Source organism: Streptomyces sp. NBC_00691, assembly GCF_036226665.1.
GTDB lineage: Bacteria > Actinomycetota > Actinomycetes > Streptomycetales > Streptomycetaceae > Streptomyces.
The window spans coordinates 983,600-1,000,340 of record NZ_CP109007.1; the positions used below are offsets into that span (position 1 = coordinate 983,600).

11 protein-coding genes are annotated in these 16,741 nt (G+C 73.3%); 4 read left to right on the forward strand and 7 right to left on the reverse strand.

The window, feature by feature from the left end:
- Positions 1 to 276 precede the first annotated feature (276 nt).
- The 4 genes from OG392_RS04335 to OG392_RS04350 all read right to left on the reverse strand — a co-directional run bounded on the left by OG392_RS04335 (position 277) and on the right by OG392_RS04350 (position 5,827).
- A complete protein-coding gene (locus OG392_RS04335; RefSeq protein WP_329275761.1) occupies positions 277 to 2,013 on the reverse strand; it encodes an acyl-CoA dehydrogenase family protein in 1,737 nt (578 codons plus the stop codon).
- Positions 2,014 to 2,102: 89 nt separating this feature from the next.
- A complete protein-coding gene (locus OG392_RS04340) occupies positions 2,103 to 2,672 on the reverse strand; it encodes a PadR family transcriptional regulator (RefSeq protein WP_329275764.1) in 570 nt (189 codons plus the stop codon).
- Positions 2,673 to 2,780: 108 nt separating this feature from the next.
- The gene (gene zapE / locus OG392_RS04345; RefSeq protein ID WP_329275767.1) at positions 2,781 to 3,872 is read right to left on the reverse strand and encodes a cell division protein ZapE; all 1,092 of its coding nucleotides are present in this window, start codon (positions 3,870 to 3,872) and stop codon (positions 2,781 to 2,783) included.
- A 128-nt stretch (positions 3,873 to 4,000) separates the two neighbouring features.
- Positions 4,001 to 5,827 (reverse strand): glycoside hydrolase family 15 protein, encoded by a 1,827-nt coding sequence (locus tag OG392_RS04350; RefSeq protein WP_329275770.1) that lies wholly within the window; start codon positions 5,825 to 5,827, stop codon positions 4,001 to 4,003.
- Between the two features lie 375 nt (positions 5,828 to 6,202).
- Here OG392_RS04350 and OG392_RS04355 point away from each other — a divergent pair, with 375 nt between their 5' ends.
- Together OG392_RS04355 and OG392_RS04360 are read left to right on the forward strand one after the other, a co-directional pair.
- On the forward strand, positions 6,203 to 7,378 hold the full coding sequence (locus tag OG392_RS04355) for a serine hydrolase domain-containing protein (protein WP_443055059.1): 1,176 nt from the start codon (positions 6,203 to 6,205) through the stop codon (positions 7,376 to 7,378).
- A 664-nt stretch (positions 7,379 to 8,042) separates the two neighbouring features.
- Positions 8,043 to 8,960: a S1 family peptidase gene (locus OG392_RS04360; protein ID WP_329275773.1), complete on the forward strand. Its 918-nt coding sequence runs from the start codon at positions 8,043 to 8,045 to the stop codon at positions 8,958 to 8,960.
- A 177-nt stretch (positions 8,961 to 9,137) separates the two neighbouring features.
- Here the strand turns inward: OG392_RS04360 and OG392_RS04365 are convergent, their stop codons facing one another.
- On the reverse strand, positions 9,138 to 10,538 hold the full coding sequence (locus tag OG392_RS04365; RefSeq protein ID WP_329275776.1) for an MFS transporter: 1,401 nt from the start codon (positions 10,536 to 10,538) through the stop codon (positions 9,138 to 9,140).
- 37 nt (positions 10,539 to 10,575) lie between these two features.
- Complete coding sequence (locus tag OG392_RS04370; protein ID WP_329275779.1) at positions 10,576 to 12,057, reverse strand: glutamate--cysteine ligase; 1,482 nt, start codon at positions 12,055 to 12,057, stop codon at positions 10,576 to 10,578.
- Positions 12,058 to 12,289: 232 nt separating this feature from the next.
- Between OG392_RS04370 and OG392_RS04375 the strand changes: the two genes are divergently transcribed.
- Both OG392_RS04375 and OG392_RS04380 read left to right on the forward strand, forming a co-directional pair.
- Positions 12,290 to 14,548 carry a DUF4139 domain-containing protein gene (locus OG392_RS04375; RefSeq protein ID WP_329275782.1) on the forward strand — a complete coding sequence of 753 codons (2,259 nt, stop codon included), beginning with the start codon at positions 12,290 to 12,292 and terminating at the stop codon, positions 14,546 to 14,548.
- Positions 14,549 to 14,598: 50 nt separating this feature from the next.
- Positions 14,599 to 16,179, forward strand: a complete 1,581-nt coding sequence (locus tag OG392_RS04380; protein ID WP_329287060.1) for a mucoidy inhibitor MuiA family protein — start codon at positions 14,599 to 14,601, stop codon at positions 16,177 to 16,179.
- Positions 16,180 to 16,227: 48 nt separating this feature from the next.
- Here OG392_RS04380 and OG392_RS04385 read toward each other — a convergent pair whose 3' ends face one another.
- Complete coding sequence (locus OG392_RS04385) at positions 16,228 to 16,671, reverse strand: Fur family transcriptional regulator (RefSeq protein WP_329275783.1); 444 nt, start codon at positions 16,669 to 16,671, stop codon at positions 16,228 to 16,230.
- Positions 16,672 to 16,741: the final 70 nt, after the last annotated feature.

Here is a 16,741-nt window from a genome sequence, read left to right on the forward strand (position 1 = left end):
GGCACGCCCCGCGGCGGACGGGGTCCGGGGCATGTGCGGATCTGCGCCGGGGGCGCCGTCGGCCCCGACATGACGACGGCGGGGCCGCAGCCTGCCGCCCTCGCCGACGTCAACTCTACCGGGGCCGGTCACGGGGACGGCCGGCCCGCGGGAGCGGCACGTACGGGGCCTCCGCGGATGTCCTCGGCCGGCCCGGCCTCGCCTCCCGGCCCGCCGCCCGCGCGGCCCGGCGGGGCCGGGGCGGGCGGACCCGCCCCGGTCCCGTTCGGCCAGGCCCTACGGCGCCATCTCGTACGTGCCGGACAGCGCCTCGACGCGCTCCCAGACCCGGCCCGAGCGGGCCTCGTCGACGACCGGGCGACGGACGGCTCCCAGGGCCCAGGCCTGCTGCTGCTCGGTGGCGGAGTCCTTGCCGTGCAGCTCGATCGCGTGGGCGGAGAAGTCCCGTACGAGCACGGCGAACAGCTCGTCGAGGACGCTTTCGTCGAGCCCCGTCAGGCGGGCCTGCTCCAGGACCAGCTGGCCATGGACGACGAGCGCGAAGAGCTGGCCGACGGCGAGGAGCAGGTCGAGGTCGCGGCTCTGCGCCTCGTCGGGCGCGGCGGTGCGGACGAACTCGCAGAGGGCGTCGGCCTGTTCGCGGAAGCGGGCGACGTTCGGCACCGCGGCGAACGCCTCGTACGCCGGGCGCCAGTCGTGGAAGCGGACGGAGCCCAGACCGCGGGCCGGTCCCTGCCGGAAGAGGAAGGTGTCGTCGGCCGCGTCCAGCCGCGTCGGTACGGGCTCGTAGTCGGCCGGCGCGAGGAGGTGGTTGCGCATGAACTTCAGGATCAGGGCCAGGTTGACGTGGACCGTGCCCTCCAGCTTGGGCAGGCCGCGGATCTCGACGGCAGCCTGGGCGAAGTAGTTGTCCTTCTCGAAGCCCTTGGCGGCGATGACGTCCCACATCAGGTCGATGACCTTCTCGCCCTCCGTGGTCACCTTCATCTTCGTCATCGGGTTGAAGAGGAGGTAGCGGCGGTCGTCGGGACCGGCGGAGCGGAAGTAGTCGACGGCGCGGTCGCTGAACAGCTTCATGCCGACGAGACGGACGTACGCGTCGGCCAGCTCGCGCCGCACGTGCGGGAAGGCGGTGACGGGACGGCCGTAGAGGATGCGGTTCTGCGCGTGGGTGACGGCCTCGTACATCGCGTGCTCGCAGATGCCGATCGAGGCGGTGCAGAGGTTGAACTTGCCGACGTTGACGGTGTTGAGGGCGGCGTCGAAGGCGGCTCGGCCGGTGTGCAGGACGTCCTCGGCGGCGACCGGGTAGTCCTCCAGCCGGAACTCGCTGACGAACTTCGAGGAGTCGACGACGTTCTTGACGAGGTGGTACGCCGGGTGGCGGCTGTCGGCGGCGAAGAAGACGTAGCCGTCGGGGCCCTCGACGTCGGTGCGGCGGCCGAAGACGGAGACGAGTCCGGCGGCGTTGCCGTTGCCGATGTAGTACTTGGAGCCGGTGGCGCGGAAGCCGCCCTCGGCCCGCGGCTCCAGGAGCATGTCGGTGGAGTAGATGTCGGCGCCGTGGGTCTTCTCGGAGAGGCCGAAGGCGAACACCTCGCCTTGGGCGAGGAGTTCGGCGGCGCGGGCGCGGGCGGCGGCGTTGTCGCTCTGCCAGACCGGGCCGAGGCCGAGGATGGTGACCTGCCACGCGTACCAGTAGTCGAGTCCGTAGAAGCCGAGGATCTCGTTGAGGGCGGCGATACGGGCGGTGTCCCAGCGCTTGTCCTGCCCGCCCTCGGAGGCGTCGGCCCCGGCTTCGGCGGACGGCGTCAGGAAGGTCTCGAACAGGCCCTCCTTGGCGGAGAAGGCGAGGAAGTCGCCCAGCCAGGCCCGCGTGCGGTAGTCCTCGATCAGCCGGCGCTTGCCCCGCGCCTCGAACCAGTCGACGGTGGCACGGAGCAGCCGCCGGGTCTCGGGGTCGAAGTGCGCCGGGTCGTACGTGTGGGGGTTGAAGAGCAGCGAGTCGGCCATGGGCTCCGTCTTTCGGTCCGGTGGGGTGCGGTGGAGTGAGGGGAGGGCGCTGGGGCGTGTGCGGCGGAGGTCGTGACGCGGGGTGCGTCTCAGCGCGCGGCCGCGAGCCGGTGGAGGGTGGCGAGGACGTCGTCGAGCCAGGCGAGCGTCATCCGCTCGTACGCGATGCCGCCGCGCAGGACGACGTGCTGAAGCTCCCGGCCGGCGTCGGGCGGGCCGAAGTCGGCGGTCGCGCCCTCTTCACGTGGGAAGTCGCGCTCCTCGCCCGCCAGGTAGTGGGCGAGGCGCTCGGTGTGGGCGCGCCGGTGCCGCTCGACCTCCTGGATCAGCGCGGCCGGATCGTCGAAGGCGGCGCCCCGGATCTTCACGGCGAGGTCGTGCCGGATGCTCTCGGGCTCGATGGGTTCGTGGATCCAGCTGGACAGGACGGCCTGACCCAGGTCCGCGACGGTGTACTCCTTCTTGTCCGGACGGCCCTGCTGCGGCACGTCCCGGACGTCGACCCAGCCGTCGCTCTCCATCCGCTTGAGCACGCGGTAGATCTGCTGATGGCTGGCGGTCCAGAAGTACCCGATGGACCGCTCGAAGCGCCGGGCCAGCTCGTAGCCGGAGCCGGGCTTCTCCAGGAGGGACACGAGAATCGCGTGTTCGATCGCCACACCCGGATCCTTCTATGCAACTCGTTGCATAGGCAAGTGCGACCGCCCGGGTGAGACACGGCTCACCCGGACGGCCCGGCGACACGACCGGCGCTCACCGCGCGGGGCCTACCGCGCGAGGTCCGCGCGGCGGAGCATCGCCAGTCGGCTCGCCGTACGGTCCAGGTCGCGCAGGAGACCGGAGTCCTCGGGCAGTCCGGCCAGCGGGTCGGCCCCGATCAGGAACAGGCGTGTATCGCGGTCGCAGCAGACGTCTACGAGGTCGGCGAAGCGCCGGCGTCCGTCCGGAGTGCACGAGGCCAGCGGAGGGACACCGTCCAGGACCAGGGTGCCGAAGCGCTCGACGAGCGCCAGGTAGTCGGGCACCGCGGTGGTGCCCTCGCACAGGACGTCGAAGCCGAACCACACGAGGTCGGCGCGGGCCGCTCTGGCGGGCAGCGCGCGGTGGTGCGCGGGCACGAGGACGGCCTCACCCGGACGCGGCGCCTCCACCCCCGGCTCGCCCCGCAGGGCATCGCCCGCGTCCGTGAGGCAGGCCCCCTCCGCGAACCTCCGCGAACCGTGGGCCGGCGGCGGAAGACGCCGGAAGTCCGTGGGGCCGGACACGTCGAGGATGTCCATCCGCTCCTCGATCCGCTGGATCGTGGGCTCGAAGAGGTGGTGGTACAGCGGGTCGGGCATGAGGCCGGCGGGCGGGTAGTTGGACGTGGTCACGAGGGTCACGTGCCGGTCGAGGAGCGTCCGGAAGAGGCGGGCGACGAGCATCGCGTCACCCGCGTCATGGGCGTGGAACTCGTCGAAAACAAGGAGCCGGCAGTCGCCGACCAGCTCGTCGACGGCACGGTCGACGGCACGGTGCCCGCCCTCGCGGTCGCGGCCCGCCTGCGCCACGCCCTCGTGCAGGGCGCGGAAGAAGTCGTGGAAGTGCAGTCGCCGCTTGCGGCCGCCCGGAAGCCCGTCGAAGAAGGTGTCCACGAGCCAGCTCTTGCCGCGTCCGACCGGACCCCACAGGTAGAGGTTGCGGGGCGAGGGGTGGGTGCGGCGGAACAGACCGCCCGTTCCCGCGAGTTCGGCGGCGAGCAGGCTGAGTCTTTCGACGGCCCGGTCCTGCTCCGGGGAGAGGACGAAACCCCACTGATCGGCGGCCTGTTGGAGATGGCGCCGCATCGCCTCGTACTGCTCGCGCATGGTGTGATTCACGTTCGGCGACGCTAGCAGCGCACCCGGACCGACCACCGCCGGACTCGGCCGACCCATCCTTCTCCGCACGGCAGGCGGCGTCGAATCCCACCGGCTCCGGTGTGGGCGTCCGGCACGGATGCCGGGACCTAGGTCCGGTCGGCGGCTTTGTCCAGCTCCTCGTCGAGGGCCATCGCGGCGGTGATGAGGGCGAGGTGGGTGAACGCCTGGGGGAAGTTGCCGAGTTGTTCGCCGGTGCGGCCGATCTCCTCCGCGAAGAGGCCGACGTGGTTGGCGTACGTGAGCATCTTGTCCATCGCGTAGCGGGCCTGGTCGAGGCGGCCGGCCCGGGCGAGGGCCTCCACGTAGAGGAAGCTGCACAGCGAGAAGGTGCCCTCGGAGCCGCGCAGTCCGTCGGGGGACGCCTCGGGGTTGTAGCGGTAGACGAGGCTGTCGGTGACGAGTTCGCGGTCCATGGCGTCGAGCGTGGAGAGCCACGAGGGCGCCTTGGGCGAGATGAAGCCGACGAGGGGCATGAGCAGCAGCGACGCGTCGAGCACCTCACTGTCGTAGTGCTGGACGAAGGCCTTCCGCTCCGGGTTCCAGCCGCGCTCCATGACCTGGACCAGGATCGCGTCGCGCTGCGCGGTCCAGCGCGCGAGGTCGGCGGGGCGGGCGTACGTGTGGGCGAGCCGGATGCCGCGGTCCAGGGCCACCCAGCACATCATCCGGCTGTACGTGAAGTCCTTGCGTCCGCCGCGCGTCTCCCAGATGCCCTCGTCGGGGCGGTCCCAGTGGTCGCAGAGCCAGTCGAGGAGCGCGGCGAACCCCTTCCACCCCTCGTACCCGGCGAGTTCGGCCAGGTCCTGCGAGTGGGTCATCGCGTAGGCGAACTCGCCGTAGATGTCGAGCTGGAGCTGGTCGGCGGCTCCGTTCCCGGCGCGTACGGGGGAGGAGTCGCGGTAGCCGGACAGGTGCGGGAGGACCTCCTCGGAGAGCTGGGGGTCGCCGTCGACCCGGTACATGATCTGCATCGGCTCGCCGCCCGGCGGGCGGGCGGCCCGCCCGCGGCTGCCGAGCCAGCGGCGGAAGGCGTCGGCCTCCTCGACGTAGCCGAGGTCGAGCAGGACCCGCACCGAGAACGACGCGTCGCGGATCCAGGTGTAGCGGTAGTCCCAGTTCCGTTCGCCGCCGATCTGCTCGGGGAGCCCCATCGTGGGGGCGGCGATCGGGGCGCCGGACGGGGCGTAGATGAGGAGCTTGAGCGTGATGGCCGAGCGGTTGACCATGCTCTGCCAGCGTCCCCGGTAGCGGCACCGGCGCATCCAGCCGTGCCAGTAGACACGGGTCTCCTCCAGCGCCGCCTGCACGGACTCCTCGGTGACCGGCTCGGACGCGCCGGCTCCCGGGGCGGAGGTCTCCAGGACGATCCCGGCGGTCTGGCCGTGCCGGAGGGTGACGGTGGCGCGCACGTCCTGTCCGTCGGCCTCCAGAGGCACGCTGCTCCGTAGATGGACGTCGAGGCCGGGGCCGTGGAAGGTGGCGGCGGCGCCGTCGAGCGCGAGGGTGTGGGGTGCGCGCCCGTAGTCGAAGCGCGGCCGGCACGCGACGGCGAAGGTGAGGGTGCCGCGGACGACGCGCAGGGCCCGGACCAGGCGGTGGCGGTCGGTGGGGACGTCGGGCCGGTCGCTCACCGGCATGAAGTCGACGACCTCGCCCACCCCCTCCGGGGTGAGGAAGCGGGTGATCAGGACGGCCGTGTCGGGCAGGTACAGCTGGCGGACGGTGACGTCGTCGTGGGCGGGGGCGATGGTGAAGTGGCCACCACGCTCCTGGTCGAGCAGCGAGGCGAAGACGCTCGGCGAGTCGAACCGGGGCGCGCAGAACCAGTCGACGGCGCCGTCGGCCGAGATCAGGGCGGCGCTCTGCAGGTCGCCGATCAGACCGTGGTTGGCGATCGGGGGGTAGTCGGGCACGAGCGACCTCGTTCTCTCCCGCGGCTCCGGGCCTTCGGCGCCACCTCGGCGCCGTTCCGCTGCGCTGCTCCTGGGCGCCGTTCCGCGGCGCCCCCGGCGTCACTCTGCGGCTCCCTGCCGAAGCGCCCTTCCCCGGCGTCGCTCTGCGGCGCCGTTCCTCAGTGCCACTCCTCGGGTCCACGCAACCGGCAGTCGGCCGTCCCGGCAACGTGGAGGGACCGACCGGGCGAACCCCGCCGTGCCCCGGACGCCCCTGTGCTCACTCTCTTCCCCGCTGTCCGACCGGTCGGTATGTTGCGGGTGATGTCACTCGCGCTGCCGACCGTGCCGTTGCCCGCGGCGCGGGCCGGCGCGCCGTTCCCGACCGCCGCGCTCATGGAGGACGCCATGCAGGAGACCCCGCCGACCGAGGGGCACTGCGACCCCCGCTTCGCCGCCGTACGGGAGGCATTCGAGGACAACTTCCGTACGCGGGAGGAGCTCGGGGCCGCCGTGACGGTCCAGATCCGCGGCGAGACGGTGGTCGACCTGTGGGCCGGCTGGGCGGACGCCGCCCGTACGCGCCCCTGGGAACGCGACACCGTCGTCAACGTCTGGTCCACGACCAAGGGCGTGACCGCACTCTGCGCCCATCTGCTCGCGGACCGGGGACTGCTCGACCTGGACGCGCCCGTCGCCGCCTACTGGCCGGAGTTCGCGGCCGCCGGCAAGGAGAAGCTTCCCGTGCGCGATCTCCTCTCCCACAGGGCCGGGCTGTCCGGCCTGCGCGAGCCGCTCACGCTCGCCGAGTTCTACGACTGGGAGGTGACGACGGCCCGCCTCGCGGCCACGGAGCCCTGGTGGGAGCCCGGCACCCGGTCCGGCTACCACGCCATGACGTACGGCTTCCTCGTCGGCGAGGTGATCCGGCGCATCACGGGCCGGCTGCCCGGGGCCTTCCTCCACGACGAGATCACGGGGCCCCTCGGCATCGACTTCACGATCGGCCTGCCGGAGAAGGAGGCGGGCCGGGTCGCCGAGCTCGTCCGCCCCCGCTCCTCGCCCGCGGGTGAGCAGGCGGCGGCCTTCGCCCGGCTGGAGCCCGCGGCGCAGGCCGCCCTGGCCAATCCGCTCGTCGGCGCCACCGAGGCCAACAGCCCGGCGTGGCGCGCCGCCGAGGTGCCGGCGGCCAACGGCCACGGGACGGCACGCGCGGTCGCCCAGCTGTACGGCCTCCTCGCCAGGCCCGGCGGAGCCGGCGAGCGCGGGATCCTCTCCGCGGCGGCCGCCGAGCGGGCCCGCGAAGGGCAGGGGGCCTGCCGGGACCTGGTCCTGGGCGCGGGCTTCGCCGAGGACACGGAGTGCGCCCTCGGCGTCTGGCTGAGCGGACCCAACGCCTCGTACGGACCGAATCCGCGCGCCTTCGGCCACGACGGCTTCGGTGGTTCCTGCGGCCTGGCGGACCCGGAATCGGGGGTCTCGCTGGGGTACGTGATGAACCGCATGGGCCCGCACATCGCGGACGACCCCCGGAAGACGGCCCTCGTCCAGGCGGTGTACGCGGCGCTCTGACGCCGGGACACGAAGCGATACGCCGAGGAGACGACCAGCGACGACGGGAACCGGCCACCCGGCCAGCCCGTACGGAGGGCACGATTCCGGCATTGAGGGGCGCCCGCGCCCGGACCACGAGCGCGCGGACGCCCTTCCCGCCGCCTCCGGGGAGCCGATCGGATGCCCGCCGCCGGGGCGGGGGCGCGACCGGATCTGTGCGGGTGCTACTCCCCCGGCGGGCGTCCGGCGCTCCCACCGCCGGGTCACGGGGGCGGCGGCACGGAAGGCGCCGGACCGGGATGCGCGGGAGGGGCTGAGCAGGGGAATCGGTAGACCGCCTTCCGCTTCGCTCCTTGCGCCGGGTGCCGCCAACTCGCCTGTGAGGAGAGGTCGTTGAAAGGGTGTCAGTAAATTTCCGTAAGCATGTGCACACCCCTCCCCCCTTGTCTGCACCGCGACTCCGTTCACGGTCCGATCCACCCCTCCCGACGCGTGAACCACATGGACGCGCGTAGATAGGCCGAAAGGCGTTCTTGTCGCCAGGCCGTCCGGATTCGAGGATTCCCCTGTCGAGATTGACAGGTTCATGGCGAGCCGGACTCCCTCGCCAGGGACCCGTCCGCTCGGCGCCGAAGGGACCGCCCACCCAGCGGTTCCCCCCACTCCCCCACCGGAGGATCCAGTGAACCTCAAGCGTCTGTCCCCCCTCGGCGGCGCGGCCAAGGGCGCACGGCTGATCGCCGTGGCCTCCGCCCTGCTCGCCGCCTCAGCGCTTGCCGTGCCCTCCTCGTCGGCCGCCTCGTCCGTGGAGGGCCGGGCCACCGCCGCCCAGCTCGCCGTCGCCGACCAGGCCGTACGCGGAGCCGACGTGCCCGGCACCGCGTGGTACACCGACCAGGCGACCGGGAAGATCGTCCTCACCGCCGACTCCACCGTCTCCGCCGCCGAGATCGCCAAGATCAAGCACGCGGCCGGCGACCGCGCCGCCAGCCTGGAGATCAAGCGGACGCCCGGCACGTTCAACAAGCTCATCGCGGGCGGCCAGGCCATCTACGCGGGCGGCGGGCGCTGCTCGCTCGGCTTCAACGTCCGCAGTGGCTCCACCTACTACGTCCTCACCGCCGGTCACTGCACCAACATCGGCAGCACCTGGTACACCAACTCGGGCAACACCACGGTGCTCGGCACCCGGGCCGGCACCAGCTTCCCGACCAACGACTACGGCATCATCCGGCACTCCAACGCCTCGGCGGCGGACGGCCGCGTCTACCTCTACAACGGCACCTACCGCGACATCACCGGCGCGGGCAACGCCTCCGTCGGCCAGTCCGTGCAGCGCAGCGGCAGCACCACCGGTCTGCACGGCGGAACGGTCACCGGGCTCAACGCGACCGTCAACTACGGCGGTGGCGACATCGTCTACGGCCTGATCCAGACCAACGTCTGCGCCGAGCCCGGCGACAGCGGCGGCGCGCTCTTCTCCGGCACGACGGCGCTCGGCCTCACCTCCGGCGGCAGCGGCAACTGCTCCAGCGGTGGCACGACGTTCTTCCAGCCGGTGACGGAAGCGCTGAGCGCGTACGGCGTGAGCGTCTTCTGACCGACGGCGAGGGCGTCTTCCCGGCCTCTCCGGTCCACGCCCGCGCCCACAGGCCGGCGGCCCTTCGGGGCCGTCGGCCCGCGGCCGCTCCGAGGACCCTCCACGGTCAGGGTCCGCCCGGCGCTCCGGGAGCGCCGGAGTCGGGTCCGGTCGCCGAGCCGTGACCAGGTCGCGGGGTCAGCGCTCCAGTTCCTTGTGGGCGGTCTCCGGCAGCCGGAGGTACACCGCCGAGGAGACGAGGCACAGGACGGCCACGTACCAGGGGAAGAGACCGGGGACGTCCCACTCCTTGAAGAGCGTGCCGACGTAGGGCGCCGTGCCCCCGAAGAGCGCCACCGTCAGCGAGTACGGGAAACCGATCCCGGCCGCCCGCACACGTGCGGGGAACATCTCGGCGTTCACCGCGGCGGAGATCGAGGTGAAGCCGGTCAGCAGCACCATGCCCGCGCACTGCACCAGCAGGAGGGACAGGAACGAGCCGTCGAGCGCGCGCAGCAGCGGTACGGCGAGGGCCGCGAAACCGATGCCGAAGAACAGCAGGGACGGCTTGCGTCCGAACCGGTCGGAGAGCAGTCCGCCGACCGGCTGCAGCAGCGCGAAGAACGCCAGCGAAAGGGTCCCGGCCAGCAGCGCGTCCGCCTTGTCGATACCGGTGTTGAGCTCCGCGTACGTCGGCAGGTACGAGGTCCACGTGTAGTACGCGAGGGTTCCGCCGGCCGTGATGCCACCGATGAGCAGCGAGGCGCGGGGGTGGTGACGCAGGGCGTCGAAGAGCCCCGGCCGCGGCGCCTCGCGCTGGGCGACGCCGCGGGTCTCCTCGGCACCCCGGCGGATCCAGAAACCGGCGAGGCTGAACACCGCGCCGAGCAGGAAGGGGATCCGCCAGCCCCCGTCGTTCATCCGGTCCTCACCCAGCCGACTGACCAGCAGGGCGGCGATGCCGGAGGCGGCGAGCTGTCCGGCGGAGGTGGAGACGTACTGGAAGGAGGAGAACAGACCGCGTCGGCCTCGCCCCGCCGACTCGACGAGGAAGGTGGTCGAGGCCGCGAACTCCCCTCCCACCGACAGACCTTGGAGAAGCCGGGCGATCACGAGCACGACGGGCGCGAGGACACCGGCCGCCGCGTACGTCGGCGTGAGACCGACCAGCAGGCTGCTGCCGCCCATGAGCAGGATCGTCACGGTGAGCGCGGTGCGCCGTCCGCGCCGGTCGGCGAGCGCGCCCATGAGGAGTCCGCCGACGGGGCGCATGAAGAAGCCGACGGCGAAGACGGCGAAGGTGGACAGGAGGGGGACGAGGGAGTTCCCCGAGCTCTTGGGGAAGACCTGGTTCGCGAGGTAGGCGGCCAGGAACGTGTACGCGTACCAGTCGTACCACTCCACGGCGTTGCCGACGGAGGCCGCGAGCAGCTGACGTAACGGGCGCCGGGCGGACGGTGGTGGGGGCGGAGGCGTCGGCTCGGAGGCGACCGTCGCGGTGCCGTGGGGAGGGGCGCCGCCGGGGGTGGCGGCCGGTGGAGTCGTGCCGTGGGGAGGGGTGCCGGGAGACGGGGAGCCGTGGGGCGCGGGAGGCGTCATGATCACGCCCCTGCCCCGCCTCCCTCCGCCGTACGCTTCAGTCGACCGGCCAGGTGTGTGCCGGCGCGTTCAGGTGCATGTACTCGATGTACTGCTGCGTCATCCGCCGCAGCGCCTGATGCCGGTCCGCGTGGTCGATGTCATGGATGTGGTGGAACATCTCGGACTGCCACACCGCGCCGTTGCGTCCGCTCACGCACCGCTGCTCGATGACGCCGAGGAGCGGCTCCCGCCGGGACGCCTCCAGGCCCATGCGTTCGAGGCCGCGGTCCGCGAGCGGCAGCAGGCGCCGCAGGACCAGCTCGGTCACCGGGACCTCGCCCATCCCGGGCCAGTACACCTGCGCGTCGATGCCGTGACGGGCGGCGGTGTGCAGATTGTCCTCCGCGGCCGCGAAGGACATCCGTGACCAGACGGGCCGGTCCTCTTCGACCAGGGCCCGGATCAGCCCGTAGTAGAGCGCGCCGTTCGCGAGGGTGTCGGCGACGGTGGGTCCGGCGGGGAGCACCCTGTTCTCCACGCGGAGGTGCGGGACTCCGTCGACCACGTCGTAGACGGGGCGGTTCCAGCGGTAGACGGTGCCGTTGTGCAGGGTGAGCTCGGACAGTCCGGGCGTCTCGCCGCGGCCGAGCGTCTCCTCCGGGTCCTCGTCGTCGCACAGGGGCAACAGCGCCGGGAAGTAGCGCGCGTTCTCCTCGAAGAGGTCGAAGACGGAGGTGATCCACCGCTCGCCGAACCACACCCGCGGCCGCACGCCCTGCACCTTGAGCTCGTCGGGCCGGGTGTCCGTGGCCTGCTCGAAGAGGGGGATGCGCGTCTCGCGCCACAGCTCCTTGGAGAACAGGAACGGCGAGTTCGCCGCCAGCGCCACCTGCACGCCGGCCACGGCCTGCGCGGCGTTCCAGTAGTCCGCGAACTCGTCCGGCGACACCTGGAGATGGAACTGGGTGCTGGTGCACGCCGCCTCCGGGGTGATCGTCGCCGCGTGGGTGCGCAACCGCTCCACGCCGTCCACGGAGATCAGCAGGTCCTCGCCGCGGGCGGCGAAGATCTGTTCGTTCAGCAGGTGGTAGCGGGGGTTCTCGGAGAGCGAGGCGGGACCGGCGTCCTCGAGTTCCAGGGTCGGCAGGATGCCGATCATGACCAGATGCGCGCCGATCCCCGCCGCCTGCTGCTCGGCGTGGTTCAGCGCGTCGCGGATCTCCTGCTCCCAGGAGTCGGGGCCACCGCCCGCGCTGAGCCGGCGCGGTTCCAGGTTGATCTCCAGATTGAACCGGCCCAGCTCGGTCGACCAGGCGGGGTCCGCGATCGCGTCGAGGACGTCGGTGCTGCGCATGGCCGGTTCGCCGGTGGCGTCCACGACGTTCAGCTCGATCTCCAGGCCGACCTGCGGCCGTTCGAAGTCGAACCGCGACTCGCGCAGCATCCGCGCGAACACGTCGAGGCACGTGTGCATCTTGTTCCGGAACCGGCGACGGTCTTCACGGGTGAACTCAAGCGCCGGAACGTCACGTCCCATCGGGCCCTCCCGAGTCTCGTCGGCACGGACCTCCACCACCCAGCGTCCCACTCCCGGGGCCGGTCAACCACCGAAGGGGCCCGGAAGCGCTCCCCGGGCGGGCCCGCCGGGCGTGTGCGCGCCCCCGGTGTGCGTCCTGCGGAAAGCCCTCGGTGCGTGTCAGTGCCCGGGCGTAGGCTTCGTCACGCCGCTGACGAAGCGGGACGGCGTGACGGAACGGGGGCGGGGGCGCATGACGGCTGAGGCAGCCGACACGACGACCGGGGCGACGGTCGGGTCGACGGGACCGAGCGGTGCGAACGGGACGGCGTCGACGTGGGGATCGGCCCTCGACTCGGTCGTCGTCTACGCGCAGGGGGCACTCTGTCGTCGCCTGGCCCGGGGGCCTGTGCCCGCGGACGGCCGGGTGCGCGTCACGGGTCTGCCGCGCTCGCTGGACCCCGGCTCGCTGCGGGCCCGGGTCCTCGGCTCCTCGGGGCTGCGGGTCACCGGGGCCCGGGTGGAGATCGACGCCGAGCCGCGGGACACCGCCGTCGGCACGCCGGACAGCCTGCGACGCGAGGTCGAGCGGCTGCGTGACGCGTATGCGGCGGCACAAGGGCGCCGGGACCGGCAGCAGGGACTGATCGCGGAGGTCGGTGGGCTGCGCCCGGTGCCGCCACCGCGCAAGCGCGACGACCCGCACCGCCGCACCCCCGTCGACGCGTGGCTGGAGCTCGCCGATTTCGTCGACGAGCGGCTCACCGGACTGCACGCCCGGCTCGCGGAGCTGGAGGAGGAGCTGCTGGGGGCGGGGCACGAGCTGTCCGTCGCCGAGGACCGGCTCGCCCGTGCTTCCAGCGCCACGCCTTCGACGCACCTGGAGACCACCGTGTCCGCGGTCCTGACCCTCGGGGGAGCGGACCGGGGCGCCGAGGGCGGACCCGGGGCCGGGGCCGAGGGCGGACCCGGGGCCGGGGCCGAGGGCGGACCTCGCGCCGAGACCCGGCCCGAACCGGAGCTGGAGGTGGAGCTGGAGTACGGAGTGCCCGGCGCGGTCTGGGCGCCGGCCTACCGTCTCACCCACCGTCAGGGCGACGGCACGGGCCGTCTGGTGCTCCGCGCCTCGGTCGCCCAGCGCACCGGCGAGGACTGGACCGGTGTACGCATCGCGCTGGCCACCGCCGACCTGCGGCGCCGCACCGACCTGCCGAAGCTCCGCTCGATCCGGATCGGCCGCCGTCAGGCGGTCCCGGCCCCGTCCGGCTGGCGGGAACCCCCGGCAGGGCTCGCCGACCTGTTCACCGGATACGCGAGCGCGGGCCCGCGCCCCCTCGCGCCCCGCGCGGCCGGGGGCGACACCCCGCTGCCCGTGGCCGCCGGGGGAGGCTTCGTACCCGATCCCACACCGGTGGCCCCGCCGCTGACCGGTGGTACGCCGCCGATGCCCCCGCCGGCGCCGCAGGCCTACGGCGCACCGCCGCCGGCGCCGGGCGGCGGATACGGCGCCGCCCCCGACGCCTTCGCCTCCCCCGACTTCGCCCGGCGGGCACCGGCCCAGCCCGGCGGCAGGCCGCGCGGCGGCGGCCGGTCCTTCGCGGGCGCGCCCGCCCCCGCGGCGATGGCCCCCGCGGCTCCCGCACCACCGGGCGCCGCCCCGCCGCCGCTGCCCGGGCCCCCGCGGCCGAGCGGCGACGAGCTCGACTACGCCGCCCTGGTGCTGTCCGGCCCGGACGAGCCGAGTGCGCGCCGGGGCCGTCTGTTCCCCGGTTCGGCCTTCGACGCGGTGGCGGCCGAGTACCGCCGCCGCGCGGATGCCGTGGCCTCGCTGCCACTGCCCGGACATGCCGTACGGCCTCGTGCGTCGGCCGGTTCCTTCGACCATCGCTTCGACGCCGCCGCCCGCGCCGACGTGCCGTCGGACGGCACCTGGCACACCGTCACCGTCGGGGAGATCCCGGTCGGTCTGCGGACCGAGTACCTCTGTGTCCCGTCCGTGGAGCAGACCGTGTACGCGACCCTGGTCCTCTCCAACGCCACGGACCAGGCGCTGCTCGCCGGGCCGGTGGAGGTCACCGTCGACGACGACTTCCTGCTGACCACCGCGCTGCCCACCCTCGCTCCCGGGGGCGTGCGCCGGGTGGGGCTCGGGCCGGCCGAGGGCATCCGGGTCACCCGTCGCACGCGTCTGAACGAGTCGACCGCCGGTCTGCGGAACAACGTCACCGTGCTCGACCACCGTGTCCACGTCGAGCTGGTCAACGGACTCGCGAGGCCCGCCACCGTCGAGATCCGCGAGCGGGTACCGGTCACCTCCGACGCCGACGTACGCATCGAGGAACAACCCGGCTGGACGGCGCCGGAGGACGGCGGGGCGTCCGAACAGCATGCCCCGGGCACCCGCGTGCGGCGGGTCGACCTGCCCGCCGGCGGCACCGCCGCCCTCGAAGGCGGTTACGAGATTCGCATCCCGGCCGGCAAAGCCCTGGTCGGCGGCAACCGCAGGAGCTGAGACGCCTCATGTCCACCGCCTCGAAGACGAGCACCGGCGCCGGCACGGCCATGCCGTCGTCCCGCGTGCCCGCGGCCCCCGTGCCCGTCACGCCCGCCCCCGTCACCGCCGTCACCTGTCTGGAGGACCGCGCCCACATCGAGCGCGCCGTCCGGCTGGACCTGGCGGACGGCGTCCAGCGGCTGCGGCTCGGGCCGGTCAGCGCGCTGGCCGTCGACCGTACCCTTCATGCCGAGTTGACCTCCGGCCACCCGGCCACCGTGCTCGACGTACGTCTCGTCCGCGGCTGGGAGCCACGCGCTCCGCGGAGGCCGGCCGCCGACGACTCCGCGCTGCGCCACCGCGCCCACGCCCTCGACGAGGAGCGGCGGGCCCTGGAGCAGCAGTGTGACCGGCTCCGGACCCGGCTCGACGTGCTCGGCCGCCTCGCCGCCGATGTCCTGCGCGACATCGCCGAAGGAGCCGGCTCCGGTGAGGCCGAGGGACCGCGCTGGATCCGCGAACTGGACCGGGTGGACGCCGAGCGCGAGGCGTACGGCGAGCGGCTCCGTACCGCCGAGGCCCGGTTGTCCGCGCTGACCGCGGAACTCGACGAGGTCCTGGAGGCCCTGCACACCACCGAGGAGGAGCCCGCCGAGCTGGTGGCCCATGTCGAGCTGACGGTGGAGGCGACGGCGGCCGGGCCGGTCGGGGTGCGGCTGAGCCATCTCGTCCCGTGCGCGCTCTGGCGGCCCGCCTACCGGGCCGTGCTCGACGGCGGCGGCGTGTCCCTGGAGACCGACGCGATGGTCTGGCAGCGCACGGGCGAGGACTGGACGGACGTCCGGCTCACGTTGTCGACCGCCAGGTCTGCGCTGGCCACCGAACCGCCGTCGCTGGGCGAGGACCGGCTGACGCTCAAGGAGCGCACTGCGGCGGAGCGGCGCACGGTCGACGTCGAGCTGCGCGAGGAGGACATCAGCGACCTGGGGCCGGTCCCGGTCCTCGGGCTGCCCGGCGTGGACGACGGCGGCGAGGCGCGCGTGCTGCACTCCCCCACGCCGGTCTCGGTACCCTCGGACGGCCGGGCGCACCGGGTGCCGCTCTCCGTCTTCCGGGCGTCGGCCGACAGCGAGTACGCCTGCTCCCCCGAGGTGTCTCCGCTGGTCACCCAGGTGGTCCGGTTCGACAATCTGTCCGGTCACGTGCTGCTCGCCGGACCTGTCGATCTGATCCGCGGCGGTGGCTTCGGCGGCCGGGGCACTCTCGGGTTCACCACCCCCGGCGCCCCGGTCGAACTCGCCTTCGGCAGCCGCGACGACCACCGGGTGGTCCGGGAGACGGAGGAGACCCGGGACACCACCGGGCTCACGCAGCGGACGGTGGTCACCCGCACGGTCCGGCTGCACGTGTCCCGGTTCTCGGCTCCCGGTGAGTCGGACGACCGGGTGGTCGTGCTCCGGGAGCGGATCCCGGTCTCGGAGGTCTCGGCCGTGGAGGTACGGCTCCGCAAGGAGGCCTGTTCCCCCGCGCCCGACGCGGTCGACGCCGAGGGCATCGCCCGGTGGGACGTCACGCTGCCGCCCGGAGGACGGCGCACGGTCACGCTGGTCTACGAACTGTCGGCGAGTTCCAAGGTCGCGGGGCTCTGACAGAACGGGGCCCGACGTGGGGCCGACGCGGAGGCGCCGCGGCGGAGGTCACCGTGGGGGGTGCGGCGTGCCCGGAGCGCACTCCGGGCACAGCCCCCAGTAGGTGACCTCGGCCTCGGTCACCGTGAAGCCGAACCGGTCCTCCGCCGGGAGGGCGGCCAGCCCGGCCACCGGGTCGCCGGTCGGGTGGACGTCCCGGACCGTGCCGCAGCCCGAGCACACCAGGTGCTGGTGCGGCCGGTGCGCGTTCGGGTCGTACCGCTTCGCGCGGCCGTGGACGGAGACCTCCACGACCTCGCCGAGCCGGCCCAGTTCGCCCAGGATGTTGTAGACGGTCGCCCGGGAGATCTCCGGCAGCCGCTCCGCCGCGCGGGCGTGCACCTCGTCGGCCGTGAGGTGGACGTGCTCGCCGTCGAGGACCTCGGCGACGACCCGTCGCTGGGAGGTCATCCGCCAGCCGTGCGCCCGCAGCCGCTCCAACAGGTCGCTCATAGGATTTCACCTTTCTCACAGGAATTCCGGCGACGGGAATGCCGCCGCCCGCCGAACCGGGCCGTCGACG

Excerpts from the sequence above, each read along its gene's own strand:
- OG392_RS04335 (WP_329275761.1), bottom strand. The coding sequence starts at position 2,013 with ATGGCCGACTCGCTGCTCTTCAACCCCCACACGTACGACCCGGCGCAC.
- OG392_RS04355 (WP_443055059.1), top strand. The coding sequence starts at position 6,203 with ATGGAGGACGCCATGCAGGAGACCCCGCCGACCGAGGGGCACTGCGAC.
- OG392_RS04365 (WP_329275776.1), bottom strand. The coding sequence starts at position 10,538 with ATGACGCCTCCCGCGCCCCACGGCTCCCCGTCTCCCGGCACCCCTCCC.
- OG392_RS04370 (WP_329275779.1), bottom strand. The coding sequence starts at position 12,057 with ATGGGACGTGACGTTCCGGCGCTTGAGTTCACCCGTGAAGACCGTCGC.
- OG392_RS04375 (WP_329275782.1), top strand. The coding sequence starts at position 12,290 with ATGACGGCTGAGGCAGCCGACACGACGACCGGGGCGACGGTCGGGTCG.
- OG392_RS04380 (WP_329287060.1), top strand. The coding sequence starts at position 14,599 with ATGCCGTCGTCCCGCGTGCCCGCGGCCCCCGTGCCCGTCACGCCCGCC.
- OG392_RS04385 (WP_329275783.1), bottom strand. The coding sequence starts at position 16,671 with ATGAGCGACCTGTTGGAGCGGCTGCGGGCGCACGGCTGGCGGATGACC.